The sequence below is a fragment of the Nitrosococcus watsonii C-113 genome (assembly GCF_000143085.1).
Taxonomy (GTDB): domain Bacteria; phylum Pseudomonadota; class Gammaproteobacteria; order Nitrosococcales; family Nitrosococcaceae; genus Nitrosococcus; species Nitrosococcus watsonii.
Genome location: NC_014315.1, coordinates 1,510,959 through 1,530,374 on the forward strand (window position 1 = coordinate 1,510,959; position 19,416 = coordinate 1,530,374).

General features: G+C 51.8%; 14 protein-coding genes. 8 read left to right on the forward strand and 6 right to left on the reverse strand.

The features are described from left to right. Positions 1 to 36: 36 nt before the first annotated feature. On the forward strand, positions 37 to 2,397 hold the full coding sequence (locus NWAT_RS06795) for a fatty acid cis/trans isomerase (protein ID WP_013220391.1): 2,361 nt from the start codon (positions 37 to 39) through the stop codon (positions 2,395 to 2,397). Positions 2,398 to 2,502: 105 nt separating this feature from the next. On the opposite strand, the gene NWAT_RS06800 is transcribed toward NWAT_RS06795, so the two are convergent. Beyond that, a complete protein-coding gene (locus tag NWAT_RS06800; RefSeq protein ID WP_013220392.1) occupies positions 2,503 to 3,162 on the reverse strand; it encodes an SOS response-associated peptidase in 660 nt (219 codons plus the stop codon). A 400-nt stretch (positions 3,163 to 3,562) separates the two neighbouring features. Here NWAT_RS06800 and NWAT_RS06805 point away from each other — a divergent pair, with 400 nt between their 5' ends. The 3 genes from NWAT_RS06805 to fadJ all read left to right on the forward strand — a co-directional run bounded on the left by NWAT_RS06805 (position 3,563) and on the right by fadJ (position 9,424). Then, the gene (locus NWAT_RS06805; RefSeq protein ID WP_013220393.1) at positions 3,563 to 5,839 is read left to right on the forward strand and encodes an acyl-CoA dehydrogenase; all 2,277 of its coding nucleotides are present in this window, start codon (positions 3,563 to 3,565) and stop codon (positions 5,837 to 5,839) included. 82 nt (positions 5,840 to 5,921) lie between these two features. Further along, complete coding sequence (gene fadI, locus NWAT_RS06810; protein WP_013220394.1) at positions 5,922 to 7,214, forward strand: acetyl-CoA C-acyltransferase FadI; 1,293 nt, start codon at positions 5,922 to 5,924, stop codon at positions 7,212 to 7,214. Then, positions 7,211 to 9,424 (forward strand): fatty acid oxidation complex subunit alpha FadJ, encoded by a 2,214-nt coding sequence (fadJ, locus tag NWAT_RS06815; protein ID WP_013220395.1) that lies wholly within the window; start codon positions 7,211 to 7,213, stop codon positions 9,422 to 9,424. The genes fadI and fadJ overlap by 4 nt, the downstream gene beginning before the upstream one ends. A 58-nt stretch (positions 9,425 to 9,482) precedes the next feature. On the opposite strand, the gene NWAT_RS16040 is transcribed toward fadJ, so the two are convergent. Beyond that, positions 9,483 to 9,713 (reverse strand): DUF3611 family protein, encoded by a 231-nt coding sequence (locus tag NWAT_RS16040; protein ID WP_083781429.1) that lies wholly within the window; start codon positions 9,711 to 9,713, stop codon positions 9,483 to 9,485. A 112-nt stretch (positions 9,714 to 9,825) separates the two neighbouring features. On the opposite strand from NWAT_RS16040, the gene NWAT_RS18180 reads away from it, so the two are divergent. The 3 genes from NWAT_RS18180 to NWAT_RS06835 all read left to right on the forward strand — a co-directional run bounded on the left by NWAT_RS18180 (position 9,826) and on the right by NWAT_RS06835 (position 13,130). Continuing rightward, positions 9,826 to 10,571, forward strand: a protein-coding gene (locus tag NWAT_RS18180; RefSeq protein ID WP_422615527.1) for an IS1 family transposase whose coding sequence is annotated in 2 segments (ribosomal slippage) — positions 9,826 to 10,081 and positions 10,081 to 10,571 — 747 coding nt in all. Because the reading frame shifts where the segments join, the coding sequence is not laid out codon by codon here. A gap of 298 nt (positions 10,572 to 10,869) precedes the next feature. Further along, a complete protein-coding gene (locus tag NWAT_RS06830; RefSeq protein ID WP_013220398.1) occupies positions 10,870 to 12,504 on the forward strand; it encodes an alpha-D-glucose phosphate-specific phosphoglucomutase in 1,635 nt (544 codons plus the stop codon). Between the two features lie 26 nt (positions 12,505 to 12,530). Continuing rightward, the gene (locus tag NWAT_RS06835) at positions 12,531 to 13,130 is read left to right on the forward strand and encodes a Maf family protein (protein WP_013220399.1); all 600 of its coding nucleotides are present in this window, start codon (positions 12,531 to 12,533) and stop codon (positions 13,128 to 13,130) included. Positions 13,131 to 13,145: 15 nt separating this feature from the next. Here the strand turns inward: NWAT_RS06835 and rsmA are convergent, their stop codons facing one another. After that, a complete protein-coding gene (gene rsmA / locus NWAT_RS06840) occupies positions 13,146 to 13,940 on the reverse strand; it encodes a 16S rRNA (adenine(1518)-N(6)/adenine(1519)-N(6))-dimethyltransferase RsmA (protein WP_013220400.1) in 795 nt (264 codons plus the stop codon). A gap of 92 nt (positions 13,941 to 14,032) precedes the next feature. On the opposite strand from rsmA, the gene NWAT_RS18185 reads away from it, so the two are divergent. Continuing rightward, positions 14,033 to 14,596, forward strand: coding sequence for a transposase (locus tag NWAT_RS18185; protein WP_013220401.1), 564 nt, complete (start codon positions 14,033 to 14,035; stop codon positions 14,594 to 14,596). A gap of 71 nt (positions 14,597 to 14,667) precedes the next feature. Here the strand turns inward: NWAT_RS18185 and pdxA are convergent, their stop codons facing one another. The 3 genes from pdxA to NWAT_RS06860 all read right to left on the reverse strand — a co-directional run bounded on the left by pdxA (position 14,668) and on the right by NWAT_RS06860 (position 19,262). After that, a complete protein-coding gene (gene pdxA / locus NWAT_RS06850) occupies positions 14,668 to 15,663 on the reverse strand; it encodes a 4-hydroxythreonine-4-phosphate dehydrogenase PdxA (RefSeq protein ID WP_013220402.1) in 996 nt (331 codons plus the stop codon). A gap of 21 nt (positions 15,664 to 15,684) precedes the next feature. After that, entirely contained in the window at positions 15,685 to 16,965 is a 1,281-nt protein-coding gene (locus NWAT_RS06855) for a peptidylprolyl isomerase (protein ID WP_013220403.1), read from the reverse strand. 80 nt (positions 16,966 to 17,045) lie between these two features. Then, positions 17,046 to 19,262: an LPS-assembly protein LptD gene (locus NWAT_RS06860; RefSeq protein WP_013220404.1), complete on the reverse strand. Its 2,217-nt coding sequence runs from the start codon at positions 19,260 to 19,262 to the stop codon at positions 17,046 to 17,048. Between the last annotated feature and the right edge of the window lie 154 nt (positions 19,263 to 19,416).

Genomic DNA, 19,416 nt, shown 5'->3' on the forward strand with positions numbered 1-19,416 from the left:
GAGCGTTTACACGCCGCAAGCAGGCGTAGGAGGTCAATGAATAACGCGATTCCTTGGAAGATCACGCTGCTGCTGGCAGCGAGCGTTGCTATCATCGGCTGCTCCGTTTACTGGAATACGAGATTGGAGCAGCGCTATGGTCAGCCAGAACCCAGGCGGCGGATCGTTGTTGCGGATTCCCAGGCCGGATTATTTTACCGGCGTAGGGTAAAGCCGGTGCTGGAACAACGCTGCGTCGTCTGCCATGGCTGTTATGATGCGCCTTGCCAGTTAAAATTGTCTTCCCCCGCTGGTATTGACCGTGGTGCTTCAAAAGAGCAAATTTACAACGGCACACGGTTAAAAGCTGCCCTGCCAAGCCGGCTGTACGAAGATGAGAAAACGACTTCCGGGTGGCGGCAAAGGTCTTTTTACCCCGTGCTGAATGAGCGCCGCCAGCTTGCCAGTATAAATTTAGAGGCCAGCCTGCTCTACCAGATGTTGGCGTTGAAGCGCCAACATCCTTTGCCTGCAGATCCGATTCTGGATGATACATTTGACCTGCGTCTGGGACGCGAGCAACAATGCCCGCAACTGGATGAGTGGGAGCATTTTTCCGCTAATTACCCGCTCTGGGGTATGCCCTACGCAACACCTGGGCTGAGTGAGGCGGAATTTACCCTACTCGAAACCTGGTTGCGCCAGGGTGCGAAAATGGCTAACGAGCCACCGCTCGATAAGGCTCATGCCGAGCAAATCGCGATTTGGGAAACGTTCTTGAATGGCCATACTAAAAAACAACGGTTGATGGCCCGCTATCTGTACGAGCACTGGTTTCTGGCTCACTTGTACTTTGATAAACTGCAGGAGGGGGAGTATTTCAGGCTGGTACGCTCACGGACTCCGCCCGGCCAGCCGGTAGAGCGGATTGCAACACGACGCCCATACGATGACCCAGGCGGGGCACGGGTATATTACCGGCTGGTGCGCGAAGGGGGCACCATCCTTGCCAAGACGCACATGCCTTATGCTCTGAACCAAAAGCGGATGGAATGGCTGCAAGGGCTTTTCCTGGACGCAAAGTATAAAGTTAATTCCTTGCCCGATTATCAGCCTGAAGTTGCGGCTAATCCGTTCATCGCTTTTGAAGCCATTCCTGTGAACAGCCGCTGGCGCTTTCTGCTCGAAGAAGCCAGGTTTACCATCATGAATTTTATCAAGGGTCCGGTTTGCCGTGGCCAGGTGGCGCTGAATGTTATCAACGATCACTTCTGGGTGTTTTTTGTCGCTCCCGACTATAAACGTAATGCGCAAGCCGGACATTTTCTTGCCGCTCAGAAGGAACACCTGCGAATACCGGTTGAAACGGGCAGCAACGCCCTGCCGGTTTCAACTTGGGTGAAATACGCGAAGGCCCATGAGAAATATTTGGAAGCAAAAGCCCGCTGGATTGGCTCGCACTTTGGCAATGACCCGCTTAGTTTGGAACTCGTCTGGGACGGCGGCGGCGACAATCAAAATGCCGCGTTGACCATCTTTCGCCATTTTGACAGCGCCTCGGTAGTGTCCGGCATGATCGGGCGAGAGCCCAAAACCGCCTGGATTATCGACTATTCCTTACTGGAGCGGATTCATTACCTGCTGGTTGCAGGCTTCGATGTCTATGGTAGCCTCGGCCACCAGTTGAGTACGCGCCTGTACATGGATTTCCTACGCATGGAAGGGGAATATAATTTCCTCGCCCTGCTTCCGAAGGATACCAGGGAGGAAGTTTATACACAGTGGTATCAAGACGCGAGCAAAAGCACTCGCGCCTATCTCTTTGGCAAGCGTGTCAGCTTGCAGGTGGATTCTGGTATTAAGTTCAAAACCGATGATCCGAAGTCTGAATTGCTGGGGATGATTCGCGCGCGTCTGGCGCCAGTGCTCAATGATAAATATGATCTGGATAAGAGTGATGTGCCTCCATTCCAGTGGCAGCCGTTGAAGCGACTTGATGCGACTATGGGGATAGCGGTCAGTTATCTACCGCAAGTGGTGTTTTTAAAAGTTACGGGAAACAAAGGGACTTATTACTATACCGTGCTGCACAATAATGCCCACAGTAACATCACCAGCCTGTTTCGGGAAGATAAATACCGACTGCCGGAGAAAGATAGCATCACAGTAGTACGTGGATTTATTGGCGCCTATCCCGATGCTTTCTGGGAAGTCGATGAAACGCGGCTTGCGGAACTTGTAAACGGCGTGGCGAGTTTACAAAATGATGCGGATTATTCTTCCCTGGTAGATAGGTTTGGCGTACGCAGGACTGATCGCCGGTTTTGGAATATTGGGGATGAATTTACCGCGGCCTATAAAACAATTGACCCTATCCACGCAGGCTTGTTCGACTATAATCGCCTAGAAAATCGCTAGTTGCTCGCTACTACTGGCAAAGGCTAGCACTGGCCTTCAGGATTTTTAACGCCCTACGCGCTTGGCTGTCTTGCCAGAGGGGGCGTTCACCCTTGACGGAGAACTTCAAGGTAGGGGGGTTATACATGCGGAGTCGTCATTGGTGGGCCTATTCACTTTTTTGCTTATGGGGTAAGCCTTCATTTTTTCCGGTGGATAAGACTTTAGCAGCGCCGTTAGCGTGCTGGCGGCTTGGTTTTGAGGGTTGAGCCAGGCATCGTAGTCGGTAGGTTCCAGGATGACCGGCATCCGGTCGTGAATTGGCTGGATTAGCTGATTGGCGCCAGTGACAATGATTGTACAGGAGCCGATGGATTTGCCCGTTTCTCCTTGCCAATGTTCCCAGAGTCCAGCAAAAGCAAACACTTCCCCATCACGACGGCAAATATAGTAGGGTTGTTTGCCGTCTGCCTCTGCTTTCCATTCATAGAATCCATCGGCGGGGATAAGGCAACGCCGCTGCCGGAACGCCTCCCGGAAGGCGGGTTTAGCGGCAACGGTTTCAGCACGGGCGTTGATGAGGTTGTAAGGCGTTTTTTCTTCCTTGGCCCAAGAGGGAATAAGCCCCCAGCGCAGCAGGATTAGCTCTCGAGGCTCTCCGCGCACGGCGGGAACGGCTTGGGAAGGAGCGATATTGAAGCGGGGAGCTAGTGCCTGGGTTTGATGGAGATGGAAATGGGCAGTAATCCGTTCAAGAGAAGTATGAAGTGTATAACGGCCGCACATATTAGATTATATCGATTTGAGAGAGCCCATAGAGTACCAGCTTTTGCATCAATTTATCTTTCGCTGTAATTTATCTTTCGCTGTGGTGGGGTTATCCAATTATAACTGCCGTGCCATAAAAGTTGGCTGACGCAGGAAACCTCTTCCTACAGAAAGAAATATTCTCCTTCTTCTAAAAAATTATAAAGGCGTTGAGATTTAAGGAAAAAGCTTGCATGGAGTAGATGCTCCCTGTAAAAGCGTGTAGCCATAAGGCTTGCCGGGGCAAACGAGAAAGCGGGGGACTCTAACATTATAGGTAATTAGCTATACTTAATTTCACAGTCTGCTTTAGGGTGTTACCACTCGTTCCGGGAAAAGAGCAGGTTACCGCTTAATTATGAATCATAGGGGATTGAGAATGGTTACTTTTTTGTTGTCTTTGCGGCGCAATCTCATTAGTTGGCCTGTACTAAAGAGGGTGCGTCGGGTATTACCCCCTCTCTCGGAGACAGAGCAGCAAGCGCTGCATGCGGGCACGGTAGGTTGGGAGGTCGAGCTTTTTTCCGGTAAACCCAATTGGCAATACCTCCATGATTTACCCAAGCCACGGCTTACGGAGGAAGAGCAAGCGTTTCTTGAGGGGCCAACGGAGGAACTTTGCCGGTTGCTCGACGATTGGGAAATTAACCATGAGCGGAAAGATTTACCCCTAGATGTCTGGCAATTCATTAAAAATAATGGTTTTTGGGGAATGATTATTCCTAAGACCTATGGCGGCTTGGAGTTCTCTGCCTTGGCTCACTCCTCGGTCATTGCTAAGCTGGCAAGCCGGAGCGTGACGGCCGCCGTGACCGTCATGGTGCCTAATTCACTGGGGCCTTCCGAGCTTTTGTTGCTCTATGGGACTGAAGCACAACGAAACCATTATCTTCCGCGGCTGGCTCGGGGCGAGGAGCTGCCCTGTTTTGCCATGACGGGGCCTACGGCCGGTTCCGATGCCGCTTCCATGCCTGATTCGGGCGTGGTGTGCCATGGCGAATATCAGGGCAAGCGTACCCTGGGCATGCGGGTCTCCTGGAATAAACGTTATATTACTTTAGGTCCTGTTGCCACCCTATTGGGGTTGGCGTTCCATCTCTATGATCCAGATCACTTGCTAGGTGAGCAAGAAGATATTGGTATTACCCTGGCTCTGGTGCCCACGGCAACCTCAGGGGTTCAAATAGGACGGCGCCATTATCCTTCTTATCAAGCTTTTCAGAATGGTCCCACCACCGGCGAGGAAGTATTCATGCCCCTGGAATGGATTATTGGCGGCCAGGAGCGGGCAGGCCAAGGGTGGCAGATGCTGATGGAATGTCTGGGGGTTGGGCGTTCCGTATCTTTGCCATCCCTGAGCACCGGCGCCGCCAAATTATGCGCCCGCACCACGGGAGCCTACGCGCGGGTGCGAACACAATTCCGCCTGCCCATTGGCAAGTTCGAGGGGGTAGAGGAGGTGTTAACTCGCATTGCCGGCAATGCCTACTTACTCGACGCCCTTCGGACGACCACTGCCGCGGCGGTGGATCAAGGGGACAAGCCCTCTACGCTTTCCGCTATTGCCAAATACCATTCCACCACGCGTATGCGGGAGACGATTAATGACGCCATGGATGTCCATGGTGGCAAAGCCATTTGCGAAGGACCGAGTAACTATCTGGCCAACAGCTATCATGCTATTCCGGTCTCTATTACCGTGGAAGGCGCGAATATTCTTACTCGCGGTATGATTATTTTTGGCCAGGGCGCCATTCGCTGCCATCCTTATCTGCTCAAGGAAATGCAGGCGGCGCAAAACCCGGATGAAAAGGAAGGATTAGTCGCCTTTGATCAGGCCCTGTTTGGTCATATCGGTTTTTTGCTGCGTAATTTTGGCCGCTCCTGGTGGTATAACCTGAGTGGGGGGCGGTGGTCTCCCGCCCCGGAAGCAGGCGTGGTGGCTGACTATTATCGGCAGTTGGGGCGCATGAGCGCCTCGTTTGCATTGGTAGCAGATCTCACCTCGCTGATTTTGGGGGGAGAATTAAAGCGGCGGGAAAAATTATCGGCCCGCTTGGGAGACTGTCTGAGCCATCTGTATTTGTTGAGCTGCCTTCTGAAGCGTTTTAAGGATGAGGAACAACCTGAACAGGATTTTCCCTTGCTGCATTGGTGTAGTCAGCGAGAGCTATACCTTATTCAGCAAACATTCGATGAGATTCTTGCCAACTATCCTTCCCGCCCTGTAGGTGGGTTATTACGGTGGGTTTTATTTCCCTGGGGCAGGCGGTTTGGAAAACCCTCGGATGATGTGGGGCGGCAGTGCGCAGAGCTATTATTGTCGCCTTCGAGCAGCCGAGATCGGCTGACGGCGGGAGTTTTTATGGGCAGTAGTGAAAAAGATCCCCTTGCCCGTTTGGAGGAGGCTTTTAAAATGGTCATTGCGGCTGATGAAACGAGCAAAAAGTTGCGCCGGGCAGCCAAGGACAGAGGGCTTAATAGCCTTTCCCTGGAAGAAGCCGTTAGCGGAGGAGTGATTTCAGAGGCGGAAGCGAAGGTTGCTGAGAAGGCGGAGAAACTCACCTGGGAAATCATTACTGTCGATGATTTTGCCCCGGAAGATCTCAGCGGGGAGCAGGCGTTGGGGCGCGAGCAAATTCTTTCCGGAGGATAAAGAAAGTTTGCCCTGATCTTGCATTTGCCGCCATACCTTCTAAGGTTGCTTGTATATATCTTTAATGGATGGGATCCGCTGAATGAACAAGAGTAGGCAAGCGGTAATTGTGGCGGGGCTGCGTACGCCCTTTGCCAAGCGGCGAACGGCGCTGAAGCATTTCTCTCCCCTGGATCTGGGAAAGCTGGTGTGCGGGGAGCTTTTGGAACGGGTGGATATTGATCCCAAAACGGTGGAGCAAGTGGTGTTTGGTCAAGTCATTCCGTCCCTGCAAGCCCCGAATGTCGCCCGGGAGATTGTTTTGGGGCTGGGGATGCCCGCGGAAATTCCCGCCTATACCGTCTCCAAAGCCTGCATCACCAGCTACCAAACCACGGTCAATGTATTGGAGGCCATCCAGGAAGGGGCCATCATGTGTGGAATTGCCGGTGGCACGGAGAGCGCGAGCGATGTCCCTATCGCGGTATCCAAACCTCTCCAGGAGGCCCTGCACGAGGCCGCCGGCGCCAAAACCTTGGTCCAGCGTCTGCTGGCCTTTAAGAACCTCTCGCCTCGTGACCTGTTGCCCCGTCCGCCCGCGATTGCGGAACCTACCACGGGGGAAACCATGGGAGAGGCGGGGGAGCGGATGGCCAAGGAGAACGGTATCTCCCGGCAAGCCCAGGATGAGTTTGCTCGTCGCAGCCATCAGCGGGCGGCCCGAGCTTGGCGAGAAGGAAGATTTTCCGATGAAGTGATGGCCGTGCCCATTCCTCCTCAATTCACGGCTACCTTGGAGGAGGATAACCTGCTGCGGCCGGAGTCCGATTTGGCCGATTACGCCAAACTGAAACCCGTTTTTGATCGGAAATACGGCTCTGTCACAGCCGGGAATAGCTCTCCTTTAACCGATGGGGCCAGCGCCCTGTTGTTAATGAACGAGGCCAAGGCGGAGGCTTTGGGAATGCCTATTTTGGGAAGAATTCGCAGCTATGCCTTTGCAGCCCTGGACCCCTTTGATCAATTGCTGTTGGGGCCCGCTTATGCGACCCCCATTGCCCTAGAGCGGGCGGGAATGACCTTGGCGGATATGGATGTGATTGATATGCACGAAGCTTTTGCCGCCACGACCTTATCCACCATTCAAGCCTTTGAATCGGCAACTTTTGCTCGGGAAAAATTAAACCGGAGCCAGCCGATTGGAAAAGTCGATTGGGATAAATTGAATATCAATGGGGGGTCTATTGCCATGGGCCATCCCTTTGCCGCCACGGGCGCCCGGGAAATCGCCCAGACCCTGGGAGAATTGAAACGCCGCGGTGGCGGGATTGGCCTGTGTACCGCCTGCGCGGCGGGAGGAATGGGCGCGGCTATGGTGCTGGAGGTATCCCCATGACAAATGGAACGCTTCGCTCGTTGCGCATTGAGAGGCGAGAAGGTAACGCCGCCATTATTTGGCTTGATGTGCCTGATGTTTCCGTCAATACCTTGCAGGCGGACTTTGCGCAAGATTTTAACCAAGTGCTTGCACAATTGTCGGCGGATAAGGAGTTAAAGGTCGTGGTGCTGGCCTCGGCCAAGGAGGATTTTATCGCCGGCGCCGATATCAAGATGTTGACCCAATTGCCGGATGCCGAGGCGGCCAGGCAGCTCTCCCGCACCGCCCAAAAAGCGATGGCTCAGTTGGAGGCTTTTCCTCTCCCCGTTGTGGCGGCAATCCATGGAGTTTGTCTGGGTGGGGGCCTGGAGTTGGCCTTGGCGTGCCGGGGGCGAGTCGCCACCAGCAGCGACCGCACCCGGTTGGGTCAGCCAGAAGTTAAGTTGGGGGTTATTCCCGGCGTGGGGGGCACCCAGCGGCTACCCCGTCTGGTGGGCTTGGAAGCGGCTCTAAATGTGATATTAACGGGTAAAACCATGTCGGCTTCTAAAGCCCGCGCTTTGGGCTTGGTTGACGAGGTGGTGCCCCAGCCAGTGCTGTTAGAAGCAGCCTTGGCCCGTGCCCGTGAACTTGCCCGGGAAAACGACGATAAATCCGAGGCGAGTCCTTTCCAGTGGTTCGGCCAGCTTCTCAGCAGCGTGTTGAGTTGGCGGCAGCTTAGATCGCTGTTGTTGGAGAAAAATTCCCTCGGGCGCTCCCTGGTGTTTAACCAGGCCAGGAAAAAGGTGCTTTCCCATACCCATGGCAATCTACCAGCGCCCCTCCAGGCGCTTGAAGCCATCAAGACGGGTATGGAACAGGGCCTGGAAGCAGGATTTAAAGCGGAAGTAGAAGCTTTTGGCGATTTAGCCGTGAGTACTAAAGCCCGCAATCTGATGGCGCTGTTTCTGGCGCAATCAGCGCTGAAAAAAGATTCGGGAACCGATGAAAAGGTAGCGCCCCGAAAAGTGCGTAAAGTGGGCGTTCTGGGGGCGGGACTGATGGGAAGTGGCGTAGCTTATGTGACCGCCGCGAAAGCGCGCTTGCCGGTGCGCTTGAAAGACGTTAAGCAGGAAGTTTTGCGGCAAGGGCTCCGCGTCCTGTGGAATGCCGTCACTGAGCAAGTTAACAAACGGCGCATGACGGCGGGCGAAAAGGACCGGGTGCTTGCTTTGGTCCGTCCCACCACCGAATATACCGGCTTTAAACAAGCCGATGTGGTGATCGAGGCGGTAGTGGAGGATCTTGAGGTAAAACAGCAGGTGTTGCGTGAAGTAGAAACCCATGGCAGTCCAGAGATGATATTTGCATCTAATACTTCCTCTATTCCTATTCATAAAATTGCCGAGGCGAGTGATCGTCCCGAGGCGGTGGTTGGCATGCATTATTTCTCGCCCGTGCCCAAGGTGCCGCTCCTTGAAGTTATTGTTACCGAGAAGAGTGCGCCGGAAGTGATTGCCACCTGTGTTGCCCTGGGTAAGCAGCAAAATAAAACGGTGATTGTGGTGCGTGATGGGGCGGGTTTTTATACCACGCGGATATTGGCCCCTTATATCAATGAAGCTACGCATCTTTTAGCTGAGGGAGTCTCCATTCAGGATATTGATGAGGCGCTGGTTAATTTTGGCTTCCCCGTGGGGCCTCTCAAGCTTTTGGATGAGGTGGGTATCGATGTGGTTCAAAAGATCGCCCATATCCTGGAGGAAGCCTTCGGCGGGCGGATGAAGCCGACGTCAGTGCTCGAAAAATTAGTGGATTCCCATCGGTTTGGCAAAAAAAATGGCCAGGGTTTGTACCGTTATCAAAAATCGGGTGGAACCTTTAAGGGAAAAGGCAAGCAGGTAGATCCATCCGTTTATCCATTATTAGGCATCAAACCCGATAAAAAACTGGAGGCCAATGAAATTGCGATGCGCTGCCTCTTGCCGATGCTTAATGAAGCGGTGCATTGTTACCGCGACGGCATATTGCGATCAGCTCGGGATGGCGATGTAGGCGCTGTTTTTGGGCTGGGTTTCCCGCCTTTTTTAGGGGGACCCTTTCGTTTTATGGATAACCGGGGATCTGGGAAAATTGTCGAGGAACTTACTGGCTACCAAAATCAGCTCGGGGAACGTTTTACCCCAGATTCTCTCTTGGTTGATATGGCGCGACAGAGAACCAGCTTTTACGGTGAGAAGCCTATTTAATAATTTCCCCTTTTTCGCATAGCGCGGCGTTTATTTGTCATTGTTTTTTCTTCATTCTTCAGGGAAGGGTTTTCCCGGCGGAGAGGGGATGATGGCTGGCAAGTAGCATTCGCCTATGAGCGCCCGAGGCAAGGACGGTTACCCAAATGGAGACTACCGCGCCGATAAAGTGGGCAATTAGTAAACCGAAATTTATCAGCAGTATGAAGACATCAAGGGCGCGCACGATCTTGCTGGGATCGGTAATGGCGATACCGGGGGGTTGAGAAACGGTTTTTGCTACCAGCAGGTATAAACTCGTGCCGGTCGTGTTTTAAATTAGGAGAATTTATTAAATTAATGCTAGGCTAAGCCTATCAGCTCATCCAATGAACTCAAAGAAGAAAAAACAGGAGGCTCCGATGGTGCTTCTCCCCGTGCATTGTCCCTATTGCCAAAGCGATCGAGTAGTCAAAAGGGGAAGGAGTGAGAGCGGAGAGCAGCGTTATTTATGCCAGAATGAAGCCTGCGCCCATCGCTCCTTTCGCTTGGATTATGTGTATAAGGGTCGTTTGCCACAAGTCAAGCAGCAGATTATCGAGATGACGCTGAACGGGAGTGGGATACGAGATACGGCGCGGGTTTTAGAGATCAGTCCCCACACGGTGCTCAAGGAGCTAAAAAAAAAGAGTCCCGTCTTGAGTCGGTCAACCCCGCGCTGTTGAAGCGTTTGCCTGCAGAGCAGGTAGAAGTGCAGGTGTTGCGGGTTGAGGAAGCGGAAGTCGATGAAATGTGGAGTTTTGTGGGAAAGAAAACTAACCCACGCTGGTTGTGGCATGCCATCGATCATCGCAGTGGGCAGGTGCTGGCCTACGTTTTGGGAACCCATCAAGATACCGTCTTTTTGAAACTCAAAAGACTTCTTGAACCTTTTGGAATCACCCATTTTTATACCGATGACTGGGGCACGTATCAGCGCCATCTGGACAGTAAGAGACACCACATCGGCAAACAACATACCCAAAAAATAGAAAGAAAACATCTCACCTTGCGCACCCGCATTAAACGATTGGCACGCAAAACGATCTGCTTTTCCAAAACACGCCAAATGCATGATATTGTCATTGGGCTTTTTATTAATCGATATGAATTTGGTGTGCAAGTGTAAACTTGGAACCTCCAGATCTGGAACACTACCAAAATCTCCTTGTTACTGTACAAGGCGTGAATCATGAGGTTGAGTAACTGCTTAACCTCCGTTTGAAAGCCCAGCGTTTCCTTATGGCTTACAACAGTCATAGTATTGGGATCTCCTCCATATGATGTAAACTGAGTGAATACCAATCAGTCTACATAAGGGCAACTCTCATAGAATCAAGGGCTAAATTTAAAACAGACCTTATGCTTGAATGTGACGGCTTCATAATAAAAATAGCAACCTATCCTCCAAAAGAGCACGATTTACCATGAATATCCGTACTGTATCCACGACCCCTTATCCTGACCAGCGTCCCGGCACTTCCGGCCTGCGCAAAAAAGTTAAACATTTCCAGCAACCCCATTACCTGGAGAATTTTGTCCAATCCCTCTTCGATTGCTTGAAAGACATGGCGGGAAAAACATTAGTTTTAGGAGGGGATGGGCGCTATTATAATCCAGAAGCTATTCAAATTATTCTCAAAATAGCCTCCGCCAACAAAGTAGGCCGGGTACTTGTGGGCCATAAGGGACTCTTTTCCACGCCTGCGGTTTCCTGCATCATTCGCCGCTGTAAAGCCTTTGGCGGAATTATTCTCTCCGCCAGTCATAATCCAGCGGGGCCTGATGGAGACTTTGGCATTAAATACAATATTAGCAACGGCGGTCCAGCACCCGAGTCGGTGACCAATGCTATTTATACCCAAAGCAAGCAAATTAACCGTTATTTAGTTTTAGAGGCCGAGGATATTCCCCTGGATACCCTCGGCATATTCACCCTTGGAGAAATGAGAGTCGAGGTTATCAATCCCATTACTGATTACGCGGAATTGATGGAAGAGTTATTTGATTTCGACCGTATTGCCACTCTATTCGATACTGGCGTCTTCCACATGTGCTTTGACGCCATGCATGCGATCACGGGCCCCTACGCTAAAGATATTTTGGAACAGCGCTTGGGCGCTGATCCCAACACCGTGCTCAACGGCGAACCCCTACCGGATTTCGGCGGCGGCCACCCCGATCCCAATTTAGCCCACGCTAAATCTCTGGTCACCAAAATGTACCGGGCCAATGCTCCCAGTTTCGGCGCTGCCTCGGATGGGGATGGGGACCGCAACATGATCCTTGGCAAGCGTTTTTTTGTCACCCCCTCGGATAGCTTAGCTATTTTGGCAGCTAACGCCCACCATATTCCTGGTTACCGTCTCGGTTTAGCAGGTATTGCTCGCTCCATGCCCACCAGTCAGGCGGCTGATCGGATTGCCGAGGCCCTGGGAATCGAATGCTTTGAAACTCCAACTGGATGGAAATTTTTTGGTAACCTGCTGGATGCCGGCAAAGCCACCCTATGTGGAGAAGAAAGTTTTGGCACCGGCTCCGATCATCTCCGAGAGAAAGACGGCCTATGGGCTGTTTTATTCTGGCTCAACATTCTGGCGGTACGCCGCCAGTCGGTAAAAACCATTGTCCAGGAACATTGGAGCCACTGCGGCCGCAATTTTTACTCCCGCCATGATTACGAAGATCTGCCCGCTGATCTTTCCCAGCAGCTCATGGAAGATCTGCGCAAGCAACTTCCTAAATTAAAGGGCAAACGCTTAGGTCAGCGGGAAGTAACCCTCGCGGATGACTTTAGCTATACCGATCCTATTGATCACAGCATCACCACGGGACAGGGAATCCGGCTCTGCTTTAAGGACAGTGCCCGCATTATTTACCGTCTCTCTGGTACCGGAACCCAAGGGGCGACCCTGCGGGTCTACCTGGAAGCTTTTGAGCCAAATCCGGACCGACACAACCAGGAGACTCAAGTAGCCCTGGCCGATCTTATTCAAATCGCTGACCACCTAGCCCAAATTCAGCAACGCACGGGGCGGGCACAACCCTCGGTCATCACCTAAGCTTAATTCCAAGAAGAAAGCATCCCATGGCCCTTCCTTCTCCTGCCCTGCCAACCCTCGTACTCGCCTCCAGTTCCCCTTACCGAGCAGAACTGTTAGCGCGTCTGAGACTGCCTTTTGAAAGCCACGCTCCCGATATTGATGAAACCCCGCTACCCCAGGAGCAACCCGAAGAATTAGCTGCCCGTCTCGCGGAGACAAAAGCACAGATTGTAGGCGCTAAAACTTCTAATGCCTTGGTCATTGGTTCCGATCAGGTAGCGGTTCTGGAACAGCAAATGCTGGGAAAGCCAAAAACCCATGAACGGGCTTTACAACAATTGCAGGCCGCTTCGGGTCGAACAGTATTTTTTTATACCGGGCTTTGTCTCCTTAATACCGTTACTGGTGCAAGCAAAACCGTTGTCGAACCCTTCCAGGTCCGATTTCGTCAGCTCACGGAGCAGCAAATAGACACCTACCTTCAACGGGAGCAACCTTATCAGTGCGCTGGTAGTTTCCGCTCCGAAGGATTAGGAATCGCCCTCATTCAACATCTCCAAGGGAACGATCCCAATGCCTTGGTTGGCCTCCCCCTTATTCGTTTAACCGAATTGCTGGAACAAGCCGGCTATCCAGTTTTATAACCTTAACCTTCTGCGCTATTGGGCCTGCAGCCAATAGCGGGTCAAAGCAAGGTAATGCTCCAAGCTAACCGTCTCTGGCCGTTGCCGAGGATCAATCCCGAGGGCTATAAGCTCTGCTGAACTCAATAGACCTTTGAGCGCATTCGCCAAAGTCTTGCGGCGTTGGGAAAAGGCTTGGGAAACTACTCGATTGAGGGCCTCATGGGATATGTTTGGCGCTAGGGAAGGTTGATGGGGTCTCAACCGCACCACCATCGAATCCACTTTCGGCGGCGGTACAAAAGCGCCAGATTTGACCGTAAATAAAGGCTCAACTTCACAATAAAATTGCACCATTACACTCAAACGACCGTAATCCTTACCTCCAGGTTTGGCGGCCAGCCGGGTAACCACTTCCCGTTGCAGCATAAAATGCATATCTTCCAGAATACCCACCTGGCCTAGCAAATGAAACAATAGGGGTGTGGAGATATTATAGGGTAAATTACCAACTACCCGCAGTCGCCGATTGTCATGGGCAAGCGTACGAAAATCAAAGGTTAAGCTGTCCACATTGTGCAGACGCAAATTCCCTTCCGAGGCGCATCTTTCGATCAGGTAAGCGGCCAAATCTCGATCTAACTCAATCGCCTCAAGCTGCCCAAGACAATGCAGCAGAGGAAGAGTTAAAGCTCCCTGACCAGGGCCAATTTCCACCATTAAATCCCCCAGCTTAGGCTTAATTGCCCTAATTAGGCGCTCAATGACTTGTTGATCGTGGAGGAAATGCTGTCCAAATCGCTTGCGTGCTCGATGGCCCAGGAGATTCATAAAAATTGCGGCTGGAGACCGCCTCCTTTAGGGGGCTTCGGGGTGCCGTCTCTTGATTGATTGACTGACAAGAATATTCTATATTTGAGAGTATGAAGCTTGTCGCTAACCTCAAATTGAACCCGACGCCTGATCAAGAACGCGCTTTGCGTTTGACGCTTGAACGTTGTAATGTGGCATGTAACTGGCTTTCCGAACGGGCTTGGCAGACCAAGACCTTTCGGCAGTTCGATTTGCATAAAATCTCCTATCAAGACCTTCGCGTTAAATTTCAACTGTCCGCGCAAGTAGCGGTGCGTTGCATTGCCAAAGTAGCAGATGCTTATAAGCTGGATCAGAAAACTAAATGCACCTTTCGAAAGCATTCGGCCCAGCCTTATGATGATCGGATCTTGCGCTTTGTTACTGATGAGAAAGTCTCTCTCTGGCTGCTCTCTGGCAGAGAAAAGATTGGCTACGTGTGTGGCGATCACCAACACCAATTGCTTGCACACCGAAAAGGCGAGGTCGATTTGATGTTCGTGCGTGGCAAGTGGTATTTGGCCGCCGTGTGCGACTTTAACGATCCTAAGCTGAGTTTCGGTGTGTGGAATGCGGGCACAGCAACAACGCAGACCATAACGCCGCTGGCAACATTGCCAGAAGGGGTATCGTAACTGATCCTATGTTTGCGCATGAGTGTGTTCCTTGTGCAGTGGAAAGCCGTCTGCTTTAGCTGACGGAACAGTTACTTTGGCGGCTGCTGTCTCTCTGCCATTGCTAACGCCGCCTCCACAGCAGCTTGCAAGCTACCGCTTTCTACCGGGCCATTACCAGCAAGATCCAAAGCGGTGCCATGATCCACTGAAGTACGAATAATAGGCAGCCCCAAGGTAATATTGACCGCTTGCCCAAAACCTACATGTTTAAGCACGGGCAACCCCTGATCATGGTACATAGCGAGCACTGCATCCGCTTCTTTCAGGTAACGGGGCACAAACAAGGTATCCGCCGGCAAGGGTCCGAGTAACTGCATCCCCTGAGCCCGGAGAGTTGCCAGAACCGGCTCGATGATTTCCATCTCCTCACGCCCCAAATGCCCTCCCTCCCCTGCATGGGGATTCAAGCCGCAGACTAAAATACGCGGCTTGGAAATTCCAAAACGCCGCCTCAAATCCCCGTGCAGTATCCGCAGCGTCCCCTCCAATCCTTGGCGAGTGATCGCGGCACTGACCTCACGCAAGGGTAAATGGGTAGTGGCTAACGCAACCCGCAGTCCGGGTGCGGTCAACATCATCACTACTTGGGAGCGGTTGCACAACTGGGCTAAAAATTCAGTATGACCACTAAAAGACACGCCTGACTGATTGATAATCCCTTTATGGACGGGACCGGTAACCAAGGCGGAAAACTCTCCTTGCAAGCAACCTGCTACGCTGCGCCGCAAACACGCTAAAACATACGCCGTATTCCCTGGAGACAAACAGCCCGCGGTAACAGGGACGGGGGCTCGCAACGGGAGAACCTTCAATGTCCCGGAGACCCCTGGCTCCGGCGGCCGGGCAGGATCATAGGACTCAAACACCAGGGCTAACCCTCGCTGCTGCGCCCGTTGGCGTAGAACTTCTGGATCGGCCACCACAACCAACTCATATTCTCGCCGCTGGCAAGCCAATTGGATCGAGATATCCGGACCAATGCCAGCAGGCTCACCAGGAGTAAGGGCCAATCGCAGGCAAGCCATAATTAATTACTACCACCTCTTTCAGTTATCTACACGATACTCTACATAGGCTTCATCTCGAAGCTGACGGAGCCAATTTTCCAGTTCTTCTTCGACCTTACGCTGGTGAATCTCCGTCTTCGCTCGATTACGGTTAAATTCTTCGGTTACATTTTCTTGCCGCCGATCCAAAACTTGCACCACATGCCAGCCAAACTGAGTTTTAAAAGGTTCACTGATTTCCCCCGGCTCAAGGGAGCGCATCGCTTCTTCAAAACGAGGGATCATCTGTCCTGGACTGACCCAACCAAGATCGCCACCTTTCAAGGCACTGGCTTTATCATCAGAATGGGCCTGCGCCAGTTCAGAAAAATCATCGCCGCTTAAAATTCGCTGGCGTAGCTGGCTAAGCCGAAGCTGCACCTCCTGCTCGCTGGCCAATTCGTCGGCGCGAAGCAGAATATGGCGGGCCTGGGTCTGGGTAACGAGCTGCTGCCCCCCCTCACCTCGATACTCCAGGAGCTTTACGATGTGGAAACCGCTAGGGCTGCGAATGAGCTTACTTATTTCACCTACCTGAAGTTGAGGAACTACATCGACGAACAACGTGGGAAGCTGTCCCACTTTGCGCCAACCCAAATCGCCCCCCTCTAACGCTTGTTGCCCATCGGAGTAGGTGACCGCCACCTTCTGAAAATCCGTTCCTTCCCGCAGCTGCTGTAATACCTGCTCAGCCTTGGCCTTGGCCCCTTGAACCTGCTCCGGCGAAGCAGCTTCAGGCACTGTAATCAAAATATGGGCCAAATGATATTGAGCATCCTGGTTGCCGTGTTTTTTCTGGGTTGCCAAAAAATTATCGATCTCTGCCTTGCTCACGCTCACCCGGTCATTCACCTCCCGTTTATGGAGTTGGGAAATGATCAGCTCCTTACGGATATTCTCGCGAAAGTTAGGAAAATCATAACCATCTTGCTCTAAGACATTGCGAAATTGACTCAACGTGAGCCCATTATTCTGAGCAATCCGGCCCAAGGCTTCATTGAGGGTTTCATCACCCACCTGAATACCCGTGCGGGCAGCCAACTGTAGTTGCAACTGTTCCATGACCAACCGCTCCAATACCTGCCGCTCTAGCACATAGCCTGGAGGAAGTGACGTTCCCTGAGCCGCCAATTGGTCCTGAACGGTACGGACCATCTGCTCTAATTCGCTTTCCAGCACTATATCCTCATTCACTACCGCTACGATACGATCAAGGCTCATAGTCGCAAAACTACCCATAGTCCAAAATAGGACAACAATAGCAACCAGCACTTTTCCCATAGCTACTCCCTCATCTGCTCAGATGGTGAGATTACCAGCTACGATAAAAATTCCAATAACCATTACTGCATATTCACCAGTTAGAATTGTTCGCTATAGCCCAATACCGAGCGTTCTAGCAGCCTTTCCACGTTTTGGCCCACATTGCCTAATCCTTTTAACTCCAGTTGGACCAAAATCGAATTATTTCTGTCTCCCTCGATATTGGTAATATAGCTGCGGCCCACCAACCGTATTGCCCAGCAACAGCTGTCATATTCCACCCCCCCCAGCATTTCAAGGAGACGGCCATCGGTAATTGACTGATACCAGCGCCCCACCACATTCCAGTTATCCGCAATCGGATAGCGCCCAGAGACATCAACTTGTTCTAGAAAATCCCGGCGAAAACGGTAATTAATATTAAATAGACCGCCCTCATTGCCACGGTAGTGCAGCTCAGCCGCGCCTAGAGCAGTTTGTTCTGTATGAGGATCAAAACGCAATTCTCCTCGCAGGGACCACGCCTGGGCTAATCGAGCAGCTACTTCTCCAATAACCAGCGAGCTTGAATCTGTCTCCTCGGCAAAACCAGGCATTGTAACCTTACGATCACGAAAAAACTGAATCTGGCCAATAGATGCCCGAAGTAGCTCCGCCCCCGTATTGGACTGAAGCAAACGAGTCGTAACCGCCAGTGTAAGCTGATTGGCATCGTTAAGACGATCGGCGCCGGTAAAACGGTTGGGTTGGAAAAGCCGGCTGAAATAAAAATCCAGCGGGGCGCTATCAAAAACTGGAAGAGCTTCCTGGTTTTCAAAAGGGACATACAGATAGTAGGCGCGTGGCTCCAGCGTTTGGCGTACATCATTTCCCCACAAAGTTAGCGAACGCTCAAATATGGCCCCTGTATCCATGCTAAAAATAGGCAAGGTGCGGCTCAATGTACTGTCCGTGCCTGCAGGAGCATGCTCCAGAAAATAGCGGGTATCCCGCACACCGATGCTAGGCGTGAAGAAAGTGCCCGGAGTCCGAAAAGGCAAGCTCACAGTCGGCCAAAAATCTAAGCGCAACGCCCCCGTGGGCGGGCCGGCATCCCGACCAAAGCGTACTACTTCCCCGTGAAAATCCACATCCAGCCCTAACAACTGATCCGGGAAAAACCCGTCCACCAAGAATTGAGGCAAACGTTGATACGGCCGCGCGGAGGCGGGGATGCTCCGATCAATGGTTTGAAATCCTTGAAAACGCCCTAGGGCATTCCAGCCGTTGCCTTGATAGCCTATGTCCAAGGAATTATTTAAAACGGTGGTACTCGCAATACTCAAGCTATTCCCGAAATCCTCAAAATATCTATCGTCAGAAACAAGATTGAGATCAAGGTTGGTAAACCATCGCGGTCGGGGACTACCGCTGTGGCGATAGGAAAAAGCGCCGCGATAATCATCTCTTTTCGCATCATGGGGCAAAAAAGAACCCCTTATTCGACCGAAATTACTAGGATTAAGATAGCGCACTTCCCCCTCCATCATGGGGCCTCTCTGGGAGAGATAACGGGGAGTCAGGGTAGCATCCAGATTGGGCGCGATATTCCAATAATAGGGGGTGCTAGCATCTATGCCTGAATTACTGGATCTTCCGGCTGAAGGTACAAGAAAGCCGGATTTACGCCTGTCATCGATAGGAAAACGTAGAAAAGGGACATAGAACACCGTCGTATCCCAGAGTTTAAGGCGAGCGCCGCGAGCCCAACCCACCCCTTCTTCGTGATCCAAACTCACTCGATCCGCCTTCAACTGCCAAGCATGGTTTCCAATATCGCAAGTCGTAAAGGTGGCCTCCCGCAGCTCGGTCTTGATAGAACTCTCCCGTTCTACCTCCCCCGCCTCTCCACGGGCATGATAATCCCGCAGAAAATAACGGGCGTTTTCCGCCTCACCAATATCGGTCTCCAAATTTACTTTAGCGGAATCACTAATAACATCCATGGTGGCGTCCTGATAGCGCACATCGCCAAAAGCTTCCACAGTATCATTCGGCTTATCGTAAAACACCTCATCAGCATCTAACCACTGCCCCCGGCGTCTAAATTTAACATCGCCGCTAAAAACGGAGACCCCATCTTTTTCGGATTCGACTCGATCAGCCTCAACATTCACCGGCCCCCTAGGCTCAGGGTCTAGCAATTCCTCTGAAGCTGGTTCGATAAACGATCCGCACTTCTCCCACTGGGGTATCTGTGCCCGAGCTATAGGGACTAACCCTGACAGAAAGAAAAAAAGCCCCGCGAATAAAATAATGTTTTTTTTATGTTCCACACTGTATGAGTATTATTTAATGGTGCGTAAAAATCGCACAGAATACCCTGATCTTCAGAATTTATTAACAAATTACATGAAATTCTCAGTCTACAGCGGTGGTGAGCCAGCAAAAACCAGCACCCAAACCTTAGATTTAGCGAAAATGCTTTGC